Consider the following 15238-nt stretch of genomic DNA (forward strand, 5'->3'; position numbering starts at 1 on the left):
TGGTGGGTAGCGACTGCGGGATGGGTTGTCAGTCCTCGACGGAGTTCGCGGCGACGAGCCAGAGGCCGGCGGGCAGCCGGTAGCCGCCGCCGGGCGCACGGAAACGGTCGAGCAGCCGGGCGGCCCCCGCCCGAGCCGATGCCTGCCCAGCCGGCGGAGCCGCCCGGTACGCGGCACCGGCCGGGCCGACCTCGACAAGCCATTCGGCCACCGCGTCGGCGTCGTCCGGAGTTTCCAGGGCGACGTCGCACGGTGTGATCGTGACGGCGGTGAAGCCGGCCTCGGTGAGGATCCGGTCGAGCCGCGCCGGGTCCGCGAACGCGAACGGACCGGGCTCGTCACCGACCGGGAGCGGTGGCAACGGTCCGAGATGCGGTGCGGCGCCGAGCATCGCCGCGGACAGCCACGGATTGACGCCGCTGTCGCGGAAGACGGTCGCGGCGAGGCGCCCTCCCGGGCGCAGTGATCGCCGGATCGCGCGACAGCCGGCCACCGGGTCCGCCAACAGCATCAGGGTCATTCGTGAGTACGCCGCGTCGAACGGAGCACCCGGCACGACATCGAGAGTCTCGATGTCGGCCACGTGGAACTGGATGCCCGGGTGCCGGTCGGTGGGGAACCGGCGTCGAGCGGCGGTCACCATCGTCTCGTCGATGTCGACACCTGTCGCCGCGCCGGCCGCGCCGACCGCGGCGGCGATCTCGGCCGTGGTGCCGCCGCAGCCGCAGCCCACATCGAGGATCCGTTCGGCGGGTCGTGCGGCCAGTCGATCCAGGGCCGCCGCTCCCAGCGGTCGACCGGTCTCGTCCTGCCGATCCGCGTGCCGAATCCAGCCAGCCGCCGCTCCCGCCCAGAAAGCGGCGCTGCGGGCCCGCAGGCTGGCGGTGTCGGCCATCAGAACGGCATCTCGGCGCCGTCGACGCTCATCGAGCGGAAGTGCGCCGCCTTCGTCGGGTCGAAGCCGTCCTCCTGTGCCGCCAGGCCAGCAGCCCGGACCAGTCGTTCGGACTGGAACCGACGGAATGCCGCCTCGTCCTGCCAGACGTTGATGATCCGCCAGCCGTCCTCGGTCGCCCCGGCGACATGGGCGAGCAGACCCGGCGGTCGATCCGGTCCAAGGTGTCGCTCCACCTGCCGGTATTCCGCCTCGCTGACGCCGGGCATCTCTTGCAACACACCGAACGGCATGGCCACCACCTCTCGATAGAGTGAGACTCTATCCAATAGAGCACTACACTCGAAGCGTGGTTGTCAAGAGACGTTACGAGTCTTCTCGCCGACAGGAGCAGGCCCGACAGACCCGGCGAGCGATCCTCGAAGCGGCCGGCCGGCTGTTCGTCGACCCGGGCTACGCGGCCACACCGCTGACCGCTGTCGCCGTGGAAGCCGGCGTCGCGGTCCAGACCCTGTACGCGGTGTTCGGCAGCAAGCGGCACCTGCTCTCCCAGTTGGTCGACGTCACCCTGGCCGGCGACGACGAACCGGTGGCCCTGCCGGACCGGCCCTTCGTCGCCGAGATCCGCGCACTCGCCGACCCCCGGGCCAAGCTCGTCCGCTACGCCCGCCACCTGGCCGAGGTCAACGCCCGGCAGGCCCAGGTGATGCTCGCGCTGGCCGGCGCGGCCACGGCCGACCCAGACGTCGCCGAGATCTGGCGCAAGAACGTCGACGACCGCCGCCGCGGCATGGCCATGTTCGCCGCCGAACTCGTCGGCACCGGAGGCGTACGCCCTGACCTGGGCGTCGATCAGGTGGCCGACATCCTCTGGTTGGCCCAGGACGTCCGCAACTTCGACTGGCTCGTCCGGCAACGCGGATGGGAGATCGAGCAGTACCAGCGGTGGTATGTGGACACCGTCGGCGGGGCGATCCTCGCCAGCGTCGAATAACAGGCGGCCGCCGACAATTGCGACGCTGCGGCATCCCGTCCACAGGGCGTAAGACATTGCCGGGCATCGCTACGGTCGGAGGAGTGGCAGAGGAGGCTGGTCCCGGTCAGTGGCGAGATCGTGCCCTGGGGTTCGGCGCCGCTCTGGCCGTCGCCGCTGTCTGCGGGGTGTCGTCCCTCGGCCTGCTGTTTCTCGGCGCGTATCTGGACGGGGTAATACTTCTCGGTGCCATCCTGCGCCTGATCGGGATCCAAGTCGCCTACGCCGGAGTGATGCTCTGCGCCTTCTGCCTTCTCGTCTCCCTGCTGGGCGCGGACCTGTTCGCAAAACTGTTCCTCGTACGCGACAAGGCCATTACTCCCGAGGTCGAGCGTGAGCTGACGGCGATGCGGGAAGCGCCCGCCACGGTGCCGATCACCGCCGGGCACGGGGTGCTGCGGATCCTCGCCGTCAAGCCCCTGTTGTGGCTCGACCCCGATGCCTACGGCGACGACACCACCCCGGTCGTCGTCGTCGACGAGGTCGAGCATCGGTTGCCCGGCTGGGACCCGTACGACATCGTGGCCCTCGCCGGGACCGTCGAGGTGGCGACCTGGCTGCCGCTGCGCATCGGCCGGTCCGGGCGGCAGGTCGACGGCTCCTTCTCGGTCGCGGAGGGGCAGGTCACCGCTGTGGTGTATCGGCCGTCGTCGCTTCCCGAACTCCCCGGAACGTTGGCGACGGTGGCCCGCGAGGTGGAGGGGGACCTGTCACTGTCCCGCTTGAGCTGGGTGACCGCCCTGCTCATCGGGCTCGGCTTCGTGGTGTGGCTGGCCTTCAGCTAACTGAGGCGTTGTGCGGTGTCGGCGAACGAGCGGATGAGTTCCGTCTCATTGTCGGTGCGCCAGATCAGCCCCCACCGGCCCGGCGGGGCGTCACGGATCGGCACGTACGCGATGTCCGGGCGCGCGTAGTAGCGGGCGGCCTGGGCATGGACCGGCGAGACGGCTTCGCCGGTGACGAGGATGGGGATCATCTCCTGGAAGTTGGAGACGGACGGGCCGATGCGGATCAGACGCCCGCTGGGTGTGCGCAGGGGCACCAGGATCTCCCGCCAGTAGTCCGGCCGGGCACCGCCCATCACCGTCACGTCTGCCAGGTCCTCGTAGCAGACCGACTCCCGCGTGGCGAGCGGGTGGCTCGCGCCGACCGCCAGCACGATGGGTTCGGTGTAGATGACCGGCCCGACGGTGAGGTCCGGCTCCCTGACGGGCAACCACACGATCTGTACGTCGATGTCGCCGGCGCGCAGCTGACCGAAGGGGTCGCCGAAGTCGACGTGCCGCAGTTGCACCTCGCACTCGGGGTGGCCCTGCGCGAACGCGGTGAACAGCTCGCGGAAGTCGTGGAGGTTGACGGCGATCGACCCGACCCGCAGCACCCCAGTCTTGCCGCGGGCGGCGAGCCTGGCCCGGTCCATCCCCTCGCACAGTCCCCGGTACATGGGCTGGATGTCGTCGAAGAGCCGTTGCCCGATCGGTGTCAGCGCCACGCGTCGGTTGTTCCGCTCGAACAGGGCGGCGCCGATTCGCCGTTCCTGCTTCTTGATCGCCTGGCTGACCCGGGCCTGGGTCACGTGCAGTCGTTGCGCGGTGCGGGTGAAATGCAGCTCCTCCGCCAGGGTGAGGAAGATTTCGACGTCCCGGAGCTCCACCGCTGATCCCGTTCGTGAATTAGTGAAGGGTTATGGCACGTTACCAGATGTGATCTTGTGGACGGGCCGGTCAACGCGCACGCTGATCTGCGTCGGAGCGAGGAACACGCCTCAGCCAAGGAGATGCTCGTGCGCAAGCTCGTCTACTACATCGCCGCCACCCTGGACGGCTTCATCGCCGGTCCCGACGGTGCCGACCCCACCGGACCGGACGGATTCTGGCCCGTCCCGGACGACTACCTGCACCACCTCGTCGCCGAGTATCCGGAGACCCTGCCCGGCCCGGCCCGGCAGGCGTTCGGCATCACCGACGAGGGCAGCCGGTTCGACACCGTCCTGGAGGGGCGGCACTCCTACGAGGTGGGTCTGCGGGCCGGCGTGACCGACGCGTACCCGCACCTGCGCCACCTGGTGTTCTCCCGCACGCTTGGCGACAGCCCGGACCCGGCCGTCGAGGTCCTGGCCACCGACCCCATCGCCACGGTACGAGAGCTGAAGCGGCACGACGGCAAGGACGTCTGGGTGATCGGCGGCGGCGCCCTGGCCGGTGCCCTCTACCCCGAGATCGACCAGTTGATCGTCAAGCTGGCCCCGTTGACCATCGGCGCCGGTATCCCGCTCTTCGGTCGCGACGCCGTCTTCGCACCGCGTACCTGGCGTCTGACCGACCACACCGTCCTGGACAGCGGCGCGCTGTTCCTCACCTACACCCACGCCCAGACCGGAAACGAGTCCGCATGAGCACAACCCCCGCCACCGTCACGATCCGTCCCATCACCGGGCCGGACGAGGTGGCGCTGTTCAACCGTCTGCCGTACACCATCAACCACGAACTCGCCGACGACCTGGCCGCGCACCGCCGCCGACCGGAGTGGATGTGGGTGGCGCTGGACGGGGATCGCCTGCTCGCCAGGGTGGCCTGGTGGGGCCGCGGCGACGACGGCAGCCCGCTGCTCCTGGACATCCTCGACGTCGACGACGGCGCCGACGACCTGACCGAGGTGGCACGGACGCTGTACGAGACGGCCGCGAAGCAGGTCCTGCCAGCGGGTGCCAACCCACCGGAGTACGGCCGCTTCATCCCGGCGAACTGGCGCGAGGACCCGGACGCGTACCGGGCGGTGCGCACGAGGATGAGCGTCCTGGAGAGCACCGGCGCACGCCTGACCGTCGAACGACTGCGCCTTCAGTGGCAGCCCGACGGCGGTCTGCCCGCGCCCGATCCGCGTCTGGCCTTCCGTTCGGCTCTCGACACCGACGAGCTGATCGCCCTGATGACCCGCGCCCTGGACGGCACCCTGGATGCGCACAGCCGTACCGACCTGGCGCGGATGTCGCCGCACGAGGCTGCCGTCAAGCACTACGAGGAGGAACTCGCCACGTACTCCAGCCCTCGCGAATGGTGGCGGATCGGCACGGTGGGTGAGGACGGTGAGCCGGCCGGGTTCGTCATCCCGGCGCGCAACGCCTACCACCCGGTGATCGCCTATCTCGGCGTCGTACCCGAACACCGGGGGCACGGGTACGTCGACGGCCTCCTCGCCGAAGGCACCCGAATCCTCGCCGCCGAGGACGTCCCCCGCATCCGCGCCGCCACCGACCTGGGCAACGTGCCCATGGCGGCCGCGTTCACCCGCGCCGGCTATGTCAACTTCGAACGGGCCATCAACATGGCCTGGCAGTGAGTGGCGGCCATGCGGCCCCGGGCGGGATAAAGGTCTTCGACGACCCGGGGACCGGGCTCTACGCTCCGCACCATGTTCCCACCAGTGACGATCACCTCGGGTGGTCTGGAGATTCGTGAGTTCGGGCCGCAGGACGCCGCCCAGGTGGCGGCGCTCGTGGCGGCCGGCGACCGGACGGCGCTGCCGCCAGGCTCACCGCAAACCGTCACGGATGTGAACGAGTGGCTGACCGGGACGGTGCGCCGACGAATGGACGGCGAGGGGCTGCTCCTGGCTCTCGTGGACGCGGCCGATGGTGAGATCGTCGGCAGCATTGGGCTGCGGGACATCGACTGGAAGGCCGGACGCGGCGAAATCGGCTACGGGGTACGGGCCAGTCGTCGCGGCCGAGGCCATGCGACCACGGCGGGCCGCGTGGTCGGTCGATGGGCGCTCACCGACGGCGGCATGCGACGTGTCCAGTTGCGCGCCCGGCTCGACAACACTGCGTCCCTGCGGGTCGCGGAGAAGGCCGGATACCAGCGCGAGGGCACCCTACGGCTGGCCGACTGGGATGGCGAGAAGGCGCATGACCTGGCCGTTTTCTCGATGATCGCGACAGATGTCGAACCGGCCGACGCCACTGCCTGACCCGATGCCGACGGGGCACGTCGTTGGTTCCCGATGCCGGGCCGCTGGTGCCCGATCGACACCAGCGGCCCGTCGGTCCGCTCGATCAGCCCTTCACCGCGCCGGCGGTGAGCCCTTCGGTGAGGAAGCGTTGCCCGAAGGCGTACATGATCACCACGGGGATGCTGACGAGCAGCGACGCGGCGGCGAGCTGTCCTTGCGGCACCACGTCTCCGGCGATCATCGACTGCATCCCCACGGGGAGCGTCTTGTACTCGTCCTTCGTGATGAACACGAAGGCGAAGAGGAACTCGTTCCAGGCATTGGTCAGGGTGAAGAGCGCGACCGCCAGCAACCCTGGCTTGGCCAGCGGCAGCACCACCCGGCCGAACGCCTGGACGCGGGTGCAGCCGTCCACGAGCGCGGCCTCCTCCAACTCGATGGGGATCGACGAGAAGTAGCCCACCAGCAGCCAGGTGGCGAACGGAAGCGTGAAGGTCGGGTACGTCAGCACCAGGGACCACAGGGAGTCGGTGAGCCGCACGCCGATGAGCATCTGGTACAGCGGGATGAACAGCAGCGCGCCCGGCATCACATAGGTGAGCAGCACCGTGACGGTGAAGCCCTGCGCCCCCCGGAACCGCAGCCGAGCCAGCGCGTACCCCGCCAGTGCGGCGCAGACAAGTGCCACCGCGGTGGACGCCACGGACACCAGCAGGGTGTTGAGGTACCAGCGGCCGAACGGCTGGTTGTCGAACAGGGCGCCGAACTGCTCGAGCGTCCACGGCGTCGGCCACAAATCGTCGGTACGCATGACGACCTGGCCCTCGGACTTGAAGGCCGTGACGGCGATCCAGTACAGCGGACCCAGCACGAAGAAGAGCAACCCGGCCAGCGCGACCCAGGAACCCAGGCCCGACACCACTGACGACGACCGGCGACCGCCTCGGGACTGGAGGGTCGAGACCACCCGGCCGACCGCCGCAGCGATCAGCAGGATCACCCCGAGGGCCACCGCCGCCTTCCAGAAGATCTTCGGTGACGCCCAGGCCAGCAGACCGGTGACCAGCGCGGCGACGACCCACGGCAGGGCCTTGCGCGCCGTCGGAGCCCACCGTTGTGTCCCGATCCACCGCGCTGTCCGGCGTCGCCGGGGCAGTTTGATGTTGGTGTCCTGGCGCAGCAACCGGACCAGGACGAACACCAGCCCGCCGATGATCGGCAGCATGACGAGCGTGACCGCCGCGCCCGCGCCGTACTGGAGTTGCAGGATCGCCTTCGAGTAGGCGACGAGCACGTACGGCGCGGTCACGTCGCCCGGGCCGCCCTGCGTCAGCAACCAGACGAGGTCGAAGTTGTTGAACGTCCAGATCGACGACAGGGTCACCGTCACCGTGATCACGTGGCGCAGTCCGGGCAGCGTCACGTTTCGGAACCGCTGCCACGCCGAGGCGCCGTCGATGGTCGCCGCCTCGTACAGGTCCGCCGGGATCGCCTTCAACCCCGCCAGGAAACAGACGGTGAAGAACGGCACCCCCTTCCAGACGTTGACGAGGATGACCGACGGCATGGCCAGCGACGGGTCGGACAACCAGCCCGCCGGCCAGCTGTCGACCAGGTGCGCGCTGGCCAGCAGCGGCCCGATCCCCGAGGCGGTGAGCAGAATGTTGACGCTGCCGAAGATCGGGTCGAGCAGCGCGCGCCAACTGAACGCCGTCACCACCGTCGGCACCACCCACGGCAGCAGGAGCAGCCCGGCGAGCACGGCCCGCCCGCGGCGTCGATGGTGCAGCAGCAGGGCCGCGGCCAACCCCAGCACGACCTTGAAGACCTCGGCGTACGCGGTGAAGACGAACGAGTTCACCACGCCGGTGTGGAACTGCTCGTCGCTGGCGAGGGCGAGGTAGTTGTCCAGGCCGACGAACACGGAGTCCTGCCCGTGCCGTTCCGTGGTGCTGGTGATGATCGACCGGACGATCGGCACGAGAACGAGACCGCCGACCAGTACGGCCATGGGTGCCAGGAACAGCGCACCCAGCCGCCAGTCACGACCCAGCCGCCGCTGGGTCGCGGTGAGAGAGCCGGATCCCGGCGGCCGGGTATTCGTCGCCGCCGGGACCCGCGCAGGACGGACCGACCTCACTGCGGCAGCCCCTGCTGGTTGAAGATCTGCACCATCTTCGCGTGGGCGGCCGTCACGGCCTGCGCCGGCGCCGCTCCCTGCACGACCTGCTGCATCATGTCGGTGAGGACGTAGGCCGACCCCACCGCCTGCTGGCCCGCGCTGGCCTTCTGCGGGAAGGCCAGGCCGTTCTTCGTGTTCAGCGGCAGCTTCAGTTCGGTGATCCTGCGCAGCATGGGGAACGCCGGGTCGCCGCTCGTGAAGAACGGGTCGGCGTCCCAGACCTTCTGCCAGGCGGGCATCACCAGGCCGGGCGCTTCCTTCGCCACCCCGAGCAGCGCGGGAGCGCTGACCAGGTACTGCGCCAGGAGCTTGGCGAGCGCCGGATTCTTGGCACCCTTGAAGACGACGAAGCCCTGCGACTGGCCGAGCAGCAGCGGATTGTCGGTCGCCGGCCCGATGCAGTCGGAGAACACGTGGGTGTTCGCGTGCACCGGGTTCTTCTTGGTCCGGGAGTCCGCGTAGACGCTGAACTGGTTGCGGGTGTAACCGAGGACCCCGGCGAGCCAGTTCTCGTTGTTGCTGGTGTCGGTCCAGCTGGCCACCCCGGGCGGCAACATCGGCTTGTACTTGGCATTGGTGTAGATGTCGCCCAGGAAGGTGACTGCCTGCACTGTCTCGGGGGAGTCGAACGTGACCTTCCGGCCGTCATTGGCGGCGATCGACCCGCCGTAGGCGTTGATCAATGCCTCGATCATGCCGTTGCCGTCACCGGACCGGTTCACCGTCATGCCCCAGCCGAACCGGCGCTTGGCCGGATCGGAGATCTCCAGGCACAGGTCTCGCAGCTCCTCCCAGCTGTAGATGTCCTTGGGGGAGATGCCCTTGTCCTGCATCCAGTCCTTGCGCAGGAACGACCCGATCCCGATGAAGTGGTACGGGATGGCGAACCACTTGCCGTCGAAGACGCAGAAGTTCTTGGCCTCGGCGCAGGGTTCGCCGTACTTCGCGGTCAGCGCCTGGACGACGTCCGTCACGTCCTCCAGGTCGCCCAACGCCTGGAACTGCGCGACGAATCGGGAGTCGGTCATGAACGCCAGGTCACGGGCGACTCCACCCTTGACCTCGGCATCGATCTTGGCCACCACGTCGCCGGCGTCGGCCTGGACCAGACTGTTCTCGATCTTCGTACCGGTGCTGTCGGCGAACTTCTTGATCGAGCTGTCGAGAGCTTCGTTCGCCGCCGTCGAATACAACTTCTGCGACAGCATCCCCATCGAGGAGCCCTTCATCGCCGCCGCGGCGTCGATCAGCTCCTGCGGCACTTCCGGCTGCACCTTGCTTGGTGACTCGGAGGTGCCTCCACAGGCGGCCAGGCCGGCCGCGCCGAGCACCCCCACCCCCATCCCGAGAAAGCCGCGCCGGGACCACGCCGGGTTGTCCTGCATGGACGTTCGCCTCCTTCGTTTTCGGCACCGCCGGACGCCGAAGGAGCTCATGGCGAACAGTGCGATGCTCGTGCTCCAAGGTGTGTCTCTGGTCGGCGACCGCGGGAGAGATGTCGCATGCCGCTCGCCGGATGACGCGCCGAAGTGGAGGTGATCGGCGACCGGGCCGAGGAGGTGGCGCTGACGTTCACGTTCGGCCGGGCCACGGGACCACCACCGTTCGAGATTTCGAACTGAGTTCGAGATACCGCATCGAGTGGTCGCGACGCTAGAGCAGGATTGTGACGAGTGTCAATGTTTCGATGGTGTTTCGAACCGAAAGCGCGAGGCTGGCTATCGAGGCTGAGCCCGGTAGCCCATCCGGGCGGACAGCGCGGCGGCACCCTCACGAACCAGCCCGGTCCACCGCACGTGCGCCTGGGGCGTCCAGCGGATGATCGGCGCGGACAGGCTCATCCCGGCGATGGTCGTACCGGAATGATCTCGGATGGCCGCGGCGACGCAGCGCATGGCGCTGTCCGACTCGCCGACGTCGACCGCGACGCTCTCCGCCCGGACCTGGTCGAGGTGGGCGCGCAGGCGGTCCGGGTCGGTGATGCTGTCCGGCGTCATGCCCGGCAGGTCACCCTTCAGGACTTCGTCCAGAGCCGCCTGGTCGAGGCCCGACAGCAGGATCTTGCCGACCGCGGTGCAGTGCGCCGGCAGCCGCCGCCCGACCGCGGAGACCATCCGGACCGGGTGCGTGCTGTCGAACTTGACGAGGTAGATGACATTGGCGCCGTCGAGCACGGCCACGTGGACCGCCTCGTCGCACGCGGCGGCCACGTCCCGCGCGACGCACTGCGCCTCGCGGACCAGGTCAAGACGACCGGAGAACGCCGCGCCGAGCTGAAAAAGCGGCATGCCGAGCCGATACTGCACCGGCTGGCCCGGGACGGAGATCAGGTACGAGCGGGCCTCCAGCGTGACGAGCAGTTCGTGGACGGTGGTGCGGGGCAGGTCGAGCCGCTCCATCACCTGGCGGGCCGACAGTTGGGGATGGTCCAGGAACAGTTCGAGGATGTCGAGTGCGCGGATGACCGCCGATACCACACGGGGCATGTCGATAGTCCCTTCGAAATGCCGGACTCGTGTCAACGCGCCGCACGCGGACGAGCACCTGACGAGGATAACTGCGTAAGCCCCGGCACGGGACGCGGCGACGAGTGTGCTGCCCGCCACCGACGGCGCGTGACTCCTGGCCGGAAGGCGTACGCCGCCAACCGGCCCGGCCCAGCTACCTCGGTGGATGGAAGCCACACCATCTGGCCCCGGCAGACGCGGGCTGCCGAGACCTCGGCCCCGGCCGCCGACCGGTCATGAGAGACCGGTCCGACAGGTCGCCGCCCTGCTGGCGGTGGAGCGGATCGACCGGCACCACGATGAGTGACGTTCTCCGTATGCTCGGTGATCGAATCACGATGAGCGCATCTGCGGTGATCGATCGTGCTGCCCGTTGTCGGAGCCACGAGGATGAAAGCGCGGACGGAAGGTCGGTACCTGGTCGATGACTCAGTTGATGGCTGGCACTGAGACTCCTACTCGCCGTAGACCGGTCTGGGCGGGTTACGCCGCCGCGATCTGGGCACTGCTGTTCGCCATCCGCGGCATCTACTGGGCCCTCGGCGGCAGCGTCGGACTCGCGACCCTCTCCGAGGGGATCAAGGACCTGCACGCGCAGGGCGACCGGATGCTCTTCGCGGCTCTGTGGATGACAGTGGTGCTGGAGCTGTTCGGCGTCGTTCTGGGTCTGGCGCTCGTGCGTCCGTTCGGCCTGGTGTTTCCGCAGTGGGTGCCGGTGGTGGCGAAGCGGCGGGTGCCGAACTGGCTGCTGCTCGTACCCAGCTCGGGCGCCTCTGCTCTGCTGCTGGCGCACGGCGGCACGTTCGTCGGCTTCGGACTGAGCGCCCTGATCAAGGGCGAGACGATGACCACCGAACTCCGCTGGTACGCGATGTTCTGGGGTCCCTGGTTCATGCTCGGAGGAGTTCTGTTCGGTGCTGCGGCGCTCGCCTACCTGCGGTGGACTTCGGACCGACGCTCGTGGCGACGCCGGATCGGGGTCGCCGCCAGTGTGGTCGCCTTCTTCGGCGGTCTGGTGGCTGCCGCCGCGCCGTTCATCGTCACCTGGCTGGCGTCCGGCAGCGAGTAGGCCTAACCTCAGCCGCCGATCAGCACCTCTCAAGAGTCGTGGCGGGCGTAGATCAGCATCGCTCGTCAGGGCGGGGGCGGACATCAACCCGGGCACAGGTGGTCGGGTAGCCTGAGGCGCAGAGGGCCGTTAGCTCAATGGCAGAGCTGAGGACTTTTAATCCTTAGGTTCTGGGTTCGAGTCCCAGGCGGCCTACCACGGGGAAGGCGCAGGCCGTCCAGCGAGGGGTCCCAGCCGCGCACAGGCGGCTCGGACCCCTTCCGCAGTCAGTACGACGGCTGCTTCCCGGCTCGATATCGTCAGAGCGCCGGCGGTTGGCTGGTCACAGGAACTCGCTGCGGTAGGCCGAGGCCAGCTCGACGGAGCGGCGGCGGCGTTCGGCGAGTTCGTCCGGTGAGAGCTGCGGCGGCGGTCCGTCCTTGCCCGCGACGACGTCGCCGATGCGGGTGAAGTACTCGTCCTGCCCGGCCGGGGTGCACATACAGAGCATGTGGGCCGGCGCGCCGGAGGTGTTGCGGAAGTTGTGCGGCGCGTTGGCCGGGATGTTGATCGTGGAGCCGGCCCGCACGACGTGCTTCTCGCCGCGGAAGGTGAACTCGATCTCGCCCTCGAGGATCGTGAACATCTCCTCGAAGTCGTGCCGGTGCGGCGGCGGGCCGCCGCCGTCGGGGATGCGCATGTCGATCAGGCAGTACGCGCCGTTGGTCTGCTCGCCCGTGATCAACATGCCGTAGGTGTTGCCCACCAGGGAGATGTAGGTCGTGTCGGGATCGTCGGGGTTCGCCACGGTCAGCGAGCGGGTGGGATCGTCGTCGGGAATCATCGTCGTCGTCTCCTGGGGTGTGTGCGGACGGTTGGTTCGATCGGCGTGGCGACGGCGCGTCCTCCGGAGGTAGGTCGGCAGCTGCTCGTCTGATCCTCGTGGAGAGCAGCGCCACCTCGCGTGCTTTCCGGTCCAGTGCGGCGAGCGACGCGTCGGCGGGGTAGCGCTCGCCCTTGATCGACTCGGGATGCCGGAAACCGGGCTGTCCTGCCCGCGGTGACACCGCGACTTTCCGGAAGCCGAGTGGATCAAGCCGCGTGGGGCCGTGGATCAAACCGCGTGGGGCCGTGGATCAAGCCGCGGGGCCGCCGGCGAGGCGCGGATCGGGAGCTCGTCGCCCGCGCGGCCGTCCGCACGGGCGGCGTGGGCGATTGAGCGGCCGCTGGGCGGGTACGGGGTCGAGCATGCGGATCGTGGTGGTGGGTGCGAGCGGCAATGTCGGTACGGCGGTGCTGCGGCGTCTGCGCCAGGAGCGGGACGTGGAACTGGCCGGGGTGGTCCGGCGGTTGCCCGGCCCGGATGCCGGTGAGCCGTACGACCAGGTCCAATGGCACTCCTGCGACATTGGTGCGCCGGGCGCGGCGGAGCAGCTCGCCGAGGTGTTCGCGGGTGCGGACGCGGTGGTGCACCTGGCCTGGCAGATCCAGCCCAGCCACGATCAGCGGGTGCTGCGGCGGACCAACGTCGAGGGCAGCCAGGCGGTGTTCGACGCGGTGATCCGGGCCGGTGTGCCGGCGTTGGTGTACGCCTCGTCGGTCGGCACCTACGCCCCGGGTCCGAAGGACCACCCGATCAGTGAGCGGTGGCCGGCCACCGGGGTGCCCGGCTCGTCGTACAGCGAGCACAAGGCCGAGGTGGAGGCGGTGCTGAACCGGATCGAGCGTGATCACCCGACGTTGCGGGTGGTGCGGATGCGACCCGGGCTGATCTTCCAGCGGGCCGCCGGTGCGGAGATCACCCGCTACTTTCTCGGCCCGCTGGCGCCGGTGCGGCTGTTGCGGTTCGGCCGGATCCCGCTGGTCCCGACGAACCGCCGGTTGCGGATGCAGGCGGTGCACGCCGACGACGTGGCCGACGCGTACGCCCGGGCGGTCATGAGTGATGTGCGCGGCGCTTTCAACGTCGCCGCGGACCCGGTGCTCACCCCGGAGCTGGTGGCCCGGCACTTCCACGGTTGGACGGTGCCGGTCGCCGCGCCGGTGCTGCGGGCAGCGGCGGCGCTGACCTGGCGGGCGCGCCTGCAACCGGTGGACGCGGGCTGGGTGGAGCTGGGTCTGAACGCCCCGCTGATGTCCAGCGAGCGCGCGGAGACCGAGCTGGGCTGGCAGCCCAAGATCAGTGCGCTGACGGCGCTCAAGGAACTCTTCGCCGGGATGGCCGACGGCGACCACACGCCGAGCCCACCGATGTCCGGCGCACGGGACCTGCCCGGCCGCCCCGCCGCTCTCCTGCACGCCCGCCCGCCCGGCGAGGGGAACCCCTACTGACCCCCTCGGTCAGGAGAGCTTGGAGTTGGTCACCGTGGGGTTCTGGGCGCCCAGGAAGAAGATGCCGGGAAAGCCTCGGGTCTCGAACTGTCCGCTGGGATTGCGGCGCAGGGTCGAGCTTTCGATCCTCATCGTGCCCGTGCGGTTGTTGCTGACGAAGAAGACCGCGCCGCCGCCCTCGTTGGCCTTGTTGTTCTCGATGATCGTGCCGGCGATCCGTACGGTGAACTCGTTGCCGTCGCAGTAGATCGCGCCGCCGCTGCCGCCGCCGGGCGTGCCGGACTTGGCCGGGTTGGCGCCGCTGCCGATCGCCTCGTTGTGGCTGAGCACGCTGTTCAGCACCACCCAGGAGACGCCGATGCTGCTCAACGCGCCCCCGTTCGAGCAGGAGCCACCCTGGCCGGACGCGCCGCCGAAGGTGCTGCTCACGACGTACACCGGCTTGTTCTCGAACTGGCTGAGCACCCGGATGGCCGCGCCGCCCAGGTCGGGGCCGGTGCGGTCGCAGCGGTTGCGGACGAAGCGCGAGTTGACCACCTTGAACCGCCCGCCGCGAACGAAGATCGCCCCACCGCCGCCGCCCTCGGCCTTCTCGCCTGTGGAGTTGCCGTCGGCGAAGGTGAGGTTCTGCACGGTGAGCTGCGGGTGGTCCTGGTTCTGGCAGTGCGAGGTGGTGAAGCCCTGGGCCTCGTCGCAGGTGTTCATATAGAGGATGCGGCGTTGCCCCTGGCCGCTCAGGGTGACCTTGCCGCCGCCGTCCAGCACGATCTTCGGCCCGTTGGCGTTGCGGACCTTCGCGGTGGCGGTCATCTTGATCGTCACCGGGGCGGGTCCGCAGTTGAACGTGATGACACCGCCGGCAGCGACGGCCTTCACGACCGCCGCGGAGGTGCAGCTCGCCGGGGTGCCGGTGCCGATGGTCCGGGTCGGCTTCGAGGTGTCCACCGCCCGTGCCTCGGCCGGCACGGTGGCCCTGCCGTTCGGGTTGCCGGCCGCGAGCACCTTCGCGGCGGGTTTCGGGCTCGCGCTGGCCCCTGGGCCGCCGAGACCGTCGCGGGTCTGCGGTGCCTGGGTCGGGGCCGTGGTTGGCGTGGCCACCGGCGAGGCGGACGCGCCGGGTTCGAAGGCGGGGGCCGGCTCGGTGGGCGCGCAGGCGGGCAGGGTCGCGGTGGCGACACCGAGGACGAGCAGAGCGGCAAGCGACATCATGCGCACCAGGTGATGCTAGGAGTCGCACCGGCGTCGCGACGAATCCACCGTGCGGGATTAATGCCTGGTTAAGGCGGGGCCG

General features: G+C 69.4%; 15 protein-coding genes and 1 tRNA gene. 8 read left to right on the top strand and 8 right to left on the bottom strand.

The genetic code is table 11. The features are described 5' to 3' along the window. Window positions 1–28 precede the first annotated feature (28 nt). Together AB0O48_RS14770 and AB0O48_RS14775 are read right to left on the bottom strand one after the other, a co-directional pair. Window positions 29–895, bottom strand: coding sequence for a class I SAM-dependent methyltransferase (locus tag AB0O48_RS14770; RefSeq protein ID WP_357571702.1), 867 nt, complete (start codon window positions 893–895; stop codon window positions 29–31). Beyond that, window positions 895–1188, bottom strand: a complete 294-nt coding sequence (locus tag AB0O48_RS14775) for a hypothetical protein (protein ID WP_357571703.1) — start codon at window positions 1186–1188, stop codon at window positions 895–897. The genes AB0O48_RS14770 and AB0O48_RS14775 overlap by 1 nt, the downstream gene beginning before the upstream one ends. Window positions 1189–1244: 56 nt before the next feature. Between AB0O48_RS14775 and AB0O48_RS14780 the strand changes: the two genes are divergently transcribed. Further along, window positions 1245–1889 (top strand): TetR/AcrR family transcriptional regulator, encoded by a 645-nt coding sequence (locus AB0O48_RS14780; RefSeq protein WP_357243698.1) that lies wholly within the window; start codon window positions 1245–1247, stop codon window positions 1887–1889. A gap of 83 nt (window positions 1890–1972) precedes the next feature. Further along, complete coding sequence (locus AB0O48_RS14785) at window positions 1973–2713, top strand: hypothetical protein (RefSeq protein ID WP_357571704.1); 741 nt, start codon at window positions 1973–1975, stop codon at window positions 2711–2713. Here AB0O48_RS14785 and AB0O48_RS14790 read toward each other — a convergent pair. Further along, entirely contained in the window at window positions 2710–3582 is an 873-nt protein-coding gene (locus AB0O48_RS14790; protein ID WP_357571705.1) for a LysR family transcriptional regulator, read from the bottom strand. The genes AB0O48_RS14785 and AB0O48_RS14790 overlap by 4 nt on opposite strands. 129 nt (window positions 3583–3711) lie before the next feature. On the opposite strand from AB0O48_RS14790, the gene AB0O48_RS14795 reads away from it, so the two are divergent. The 3 genes from AB0O48_RS14795 to AB0O48_RS14805 all read left to right on the top strand — a co-directional run bounded on the left by AB0O48_RS14795 (window position 3712) and on the right by AB0O48_RS14805 (window position 5897). Then, window positions 3712–4323, top strand: a complete 612-nt coding sequence (locus AB0O48_RS14795; RefSeq protein ID WP_357243706.1) for a dihydrofolate reductase family protein — start codon at window positions 3712–3714, stop codon at window positions 4321–4323. Continuing rightward, entirely contained in the window at window positions 4320–5267 is a 948-nt protein-coding gene (locus AB0O48_RS14800; RefSeq protein WP_357571706.1) for a GNAT family N-acetyltransferase, read from the top strand. Before AB0O48_RS14795 ends, AB0O48_RS14800 begins: the two co-directional genes overlap by 4 nt. Before the next feature lie 72 nt (window positions 5268–5339). Next, window positions 5340–5897, top strand: coding sequence for a GNAT family N-acetyltransferase (locus tag AB0O48_RS14805; protein WP_357243712.1), 558 nt, complete (start codon window positions 5340–5342; stop codon window positions 5895–5897). 85 nt (window positions 5898–5982) lie between these two features. Here the strand turns inward: AB0O48_RS14805 and AB0O48_RS14810 are convergent, their stop codons facing one another. The 3 genes from AB0O48_RS14810 to AB0O48_RS14820 form a co-directional block, all read right to left on the bottom strand. After that, a complete protein-coding gene (locus tag AB0O48_RS14810; protein ID WP_365065788.1) occupies window positions 5983–7890 on the bottom strand; it encodes an ABC transporter permease subunit in 1908 nt (635 codons plus the stop codon). Window positions 7891–8015: 125 nt separating this feature from the next. Then, window positions 8016–9446 (bottom strand): extracellular solute-binding protein, encoded by a 1431-nt coding sequence (locus AB0O48_RS14815; protein ID WP_357243717.1) that lies wholly within the window; start codon window positions 9444–9446, stop codon window positions 8016–8018. 333 nt (window positions 9447–9779) lie between these two features. Next, window positions 9780–10547 (bottom strand): IclR family transcriptional regulator, encoded by a 768-nt coding sequence (locus AB0O48_RS14820; protein WP_357243720.1) that lies wholly within the window; start codon window positions 10545–10547, stop codon window positions 9780–9782. A gap of 457 nt (window positions 10548–11004) precedes the next feature. Between AB0O48_RS14820 and AB0O48_RS14825 the strand changes: the two genes are divergently transcribed. Further along, a complete protein-coding gene (locus AB0O48_RS14825; protein ID WP_357243724.1) occupies window positions 11005–11637 on the top strand; it encodes a DUF3995 domain-containing protein in 633 nt (210 codons plus the stop codon). Between the two features lie 123 nt (window positions 11638–11760). After that, window positions 11761–11835, top strand: a tRNA-Lys gene (locus AB0O48_RS14830). A 124-nt stretch (window positions 11836–11959) separates the two neighbouring features. Here AB0O48_RS14830 and AB0O48_RS14835 read toward each other — a convergent pair. After that, complete coding sequence (locus AB0O48_RS14835; protein WP_357571709.1) at window positions 11960–12460, bottom strand: cupin domain-containing protein; 501 nt, start codon at window positions 12458–12460, stop codon at window positions 11960–11962. Window positions 12461–12864: 404 nt separating this feature from the next. On the opposite strand from AB0O48_RS14835, the gene AB0O48_RS14840 reads away from it, so the two are divergent. Then, on the top strand, window positions 12865–13947 hold the full coding sequence (locus AB0O48_RS14840) for an NAD-dependent epimerase/dehydratase family protein (protein WP_357571710.1): 1083 nt from the start codon (window positions 12865–12867) through the stop codon (window positions 13945–13947). 9 nt (window positions 13948–13956) lie between these two features. Here AB0O48_RS14840 and AB0O48_RS14845 read toward each other — a convergent pair whose 3' ends face one another. Then, window positions 13957–15156 (bottom strand): hypothetical protein, encoded by a 1200-nt coding sequence (locus tag AB0O48_RS14845; RefSeq protein WP_357571752.1) that lies wholly within the window; start codon window positions 15154–15156, stop codon window positions 13957–13959. Window positions 15157–15238: the final 82 nt, after the last annotated feature.

The sequence above is a fragment of the Micromonospora sp. NPDC085948 genome, assembly GCF_040686315.1.
Classification (GTDB): Bacteria; Actinomycetota; Actinomycetes; order Mycobacteriales; family Micromonosporaceae; genus Micromonospora.

Excerpts from the sequence above, each read along its gene's own strand:
- AB0O48_RS14815 (WP_357243717.1), bottom strand. The coding sequence starts at position 9,446 with ATGCAGGACAACCCGGCGTGGTCCCGGCGCGGCTTTCTCGGGATGGGG.
- AB0O48_RS14825 (WP_357243724.1), top strand. The coding sequence starts at position 11,005 with ATGGCTGGCACTGAGACTCCTACTCGCCGTAGACCGGTCTGGGCGGGT.
- AB0O48_RS14820 (WP_357243720.1), bottom strand. The coding sequence starts at position 10,547 with ATGCCCCGTGTGGTATCGGCGGTCATCCGCGCACTCGACATCCTCGAA.
- AB0O48_RS14770 (WP_357571702.1), bottom strand. The coding sequence starts at position 895 with ATGGCCGACACCGCCAGCCTGCGGGCCCGCAGCGCCGCTTTCTGGGCG.
- AB0O48_RS14810 (WP_365065788.1), bottom strand. The coding sequence starts at position 7,890 with ATGGCCGTACTGGTCGGCGGTCTCGTTCTCGTGCCGATCGTCCGGTCG.
- AB0O48_RS14835 (WP_357571709.1), bottom strand. The coding sequence starts at position 12,460 with ATGATTCCCGACGACGATCCCACCCGCTCGCTGACCGTGGCGAACCCC.
- AB0O48_RS14775 (WP_357571703.1), bottom strand. The coding sequence starts at position 1,188 with ATGCCGTTCGGTGTGTTGCAAGAGATGCCCGGCGTCAGCGAGGCGGAA.
- AB0O48_RS14840 (WP_357571710.1), top strand. The coding sequence starts at position 12,865 with ATGCGGATCGTGGTGGTGGGTGCGAGCGGCAATGTCGGTACGGCGGTG.
- AB0O48_RS14800 (WP_357571706.1), top strand. The coding sequence starts at position 4,320 with ATGAGCACAACCCCCGCCACCGTCACGATCCGTCCCATCACCGGGCCG.
- AB0O48_RS14845 (WP_357571752.1), bottom strand. The coding sequence starts at position 15,156 with ATGATGTCGCTTGCCGCTCTGCTCGTCCTCGGTGTCGCCACCGCGACC.
- AB0O48_RS14805 (WP_357243712.1), top strand. The coding sequence starts at position 5,340 with ATGTTCCCACCAGTGACGATCACCTCGGGTGGTCTGGAGATTCGTGAG.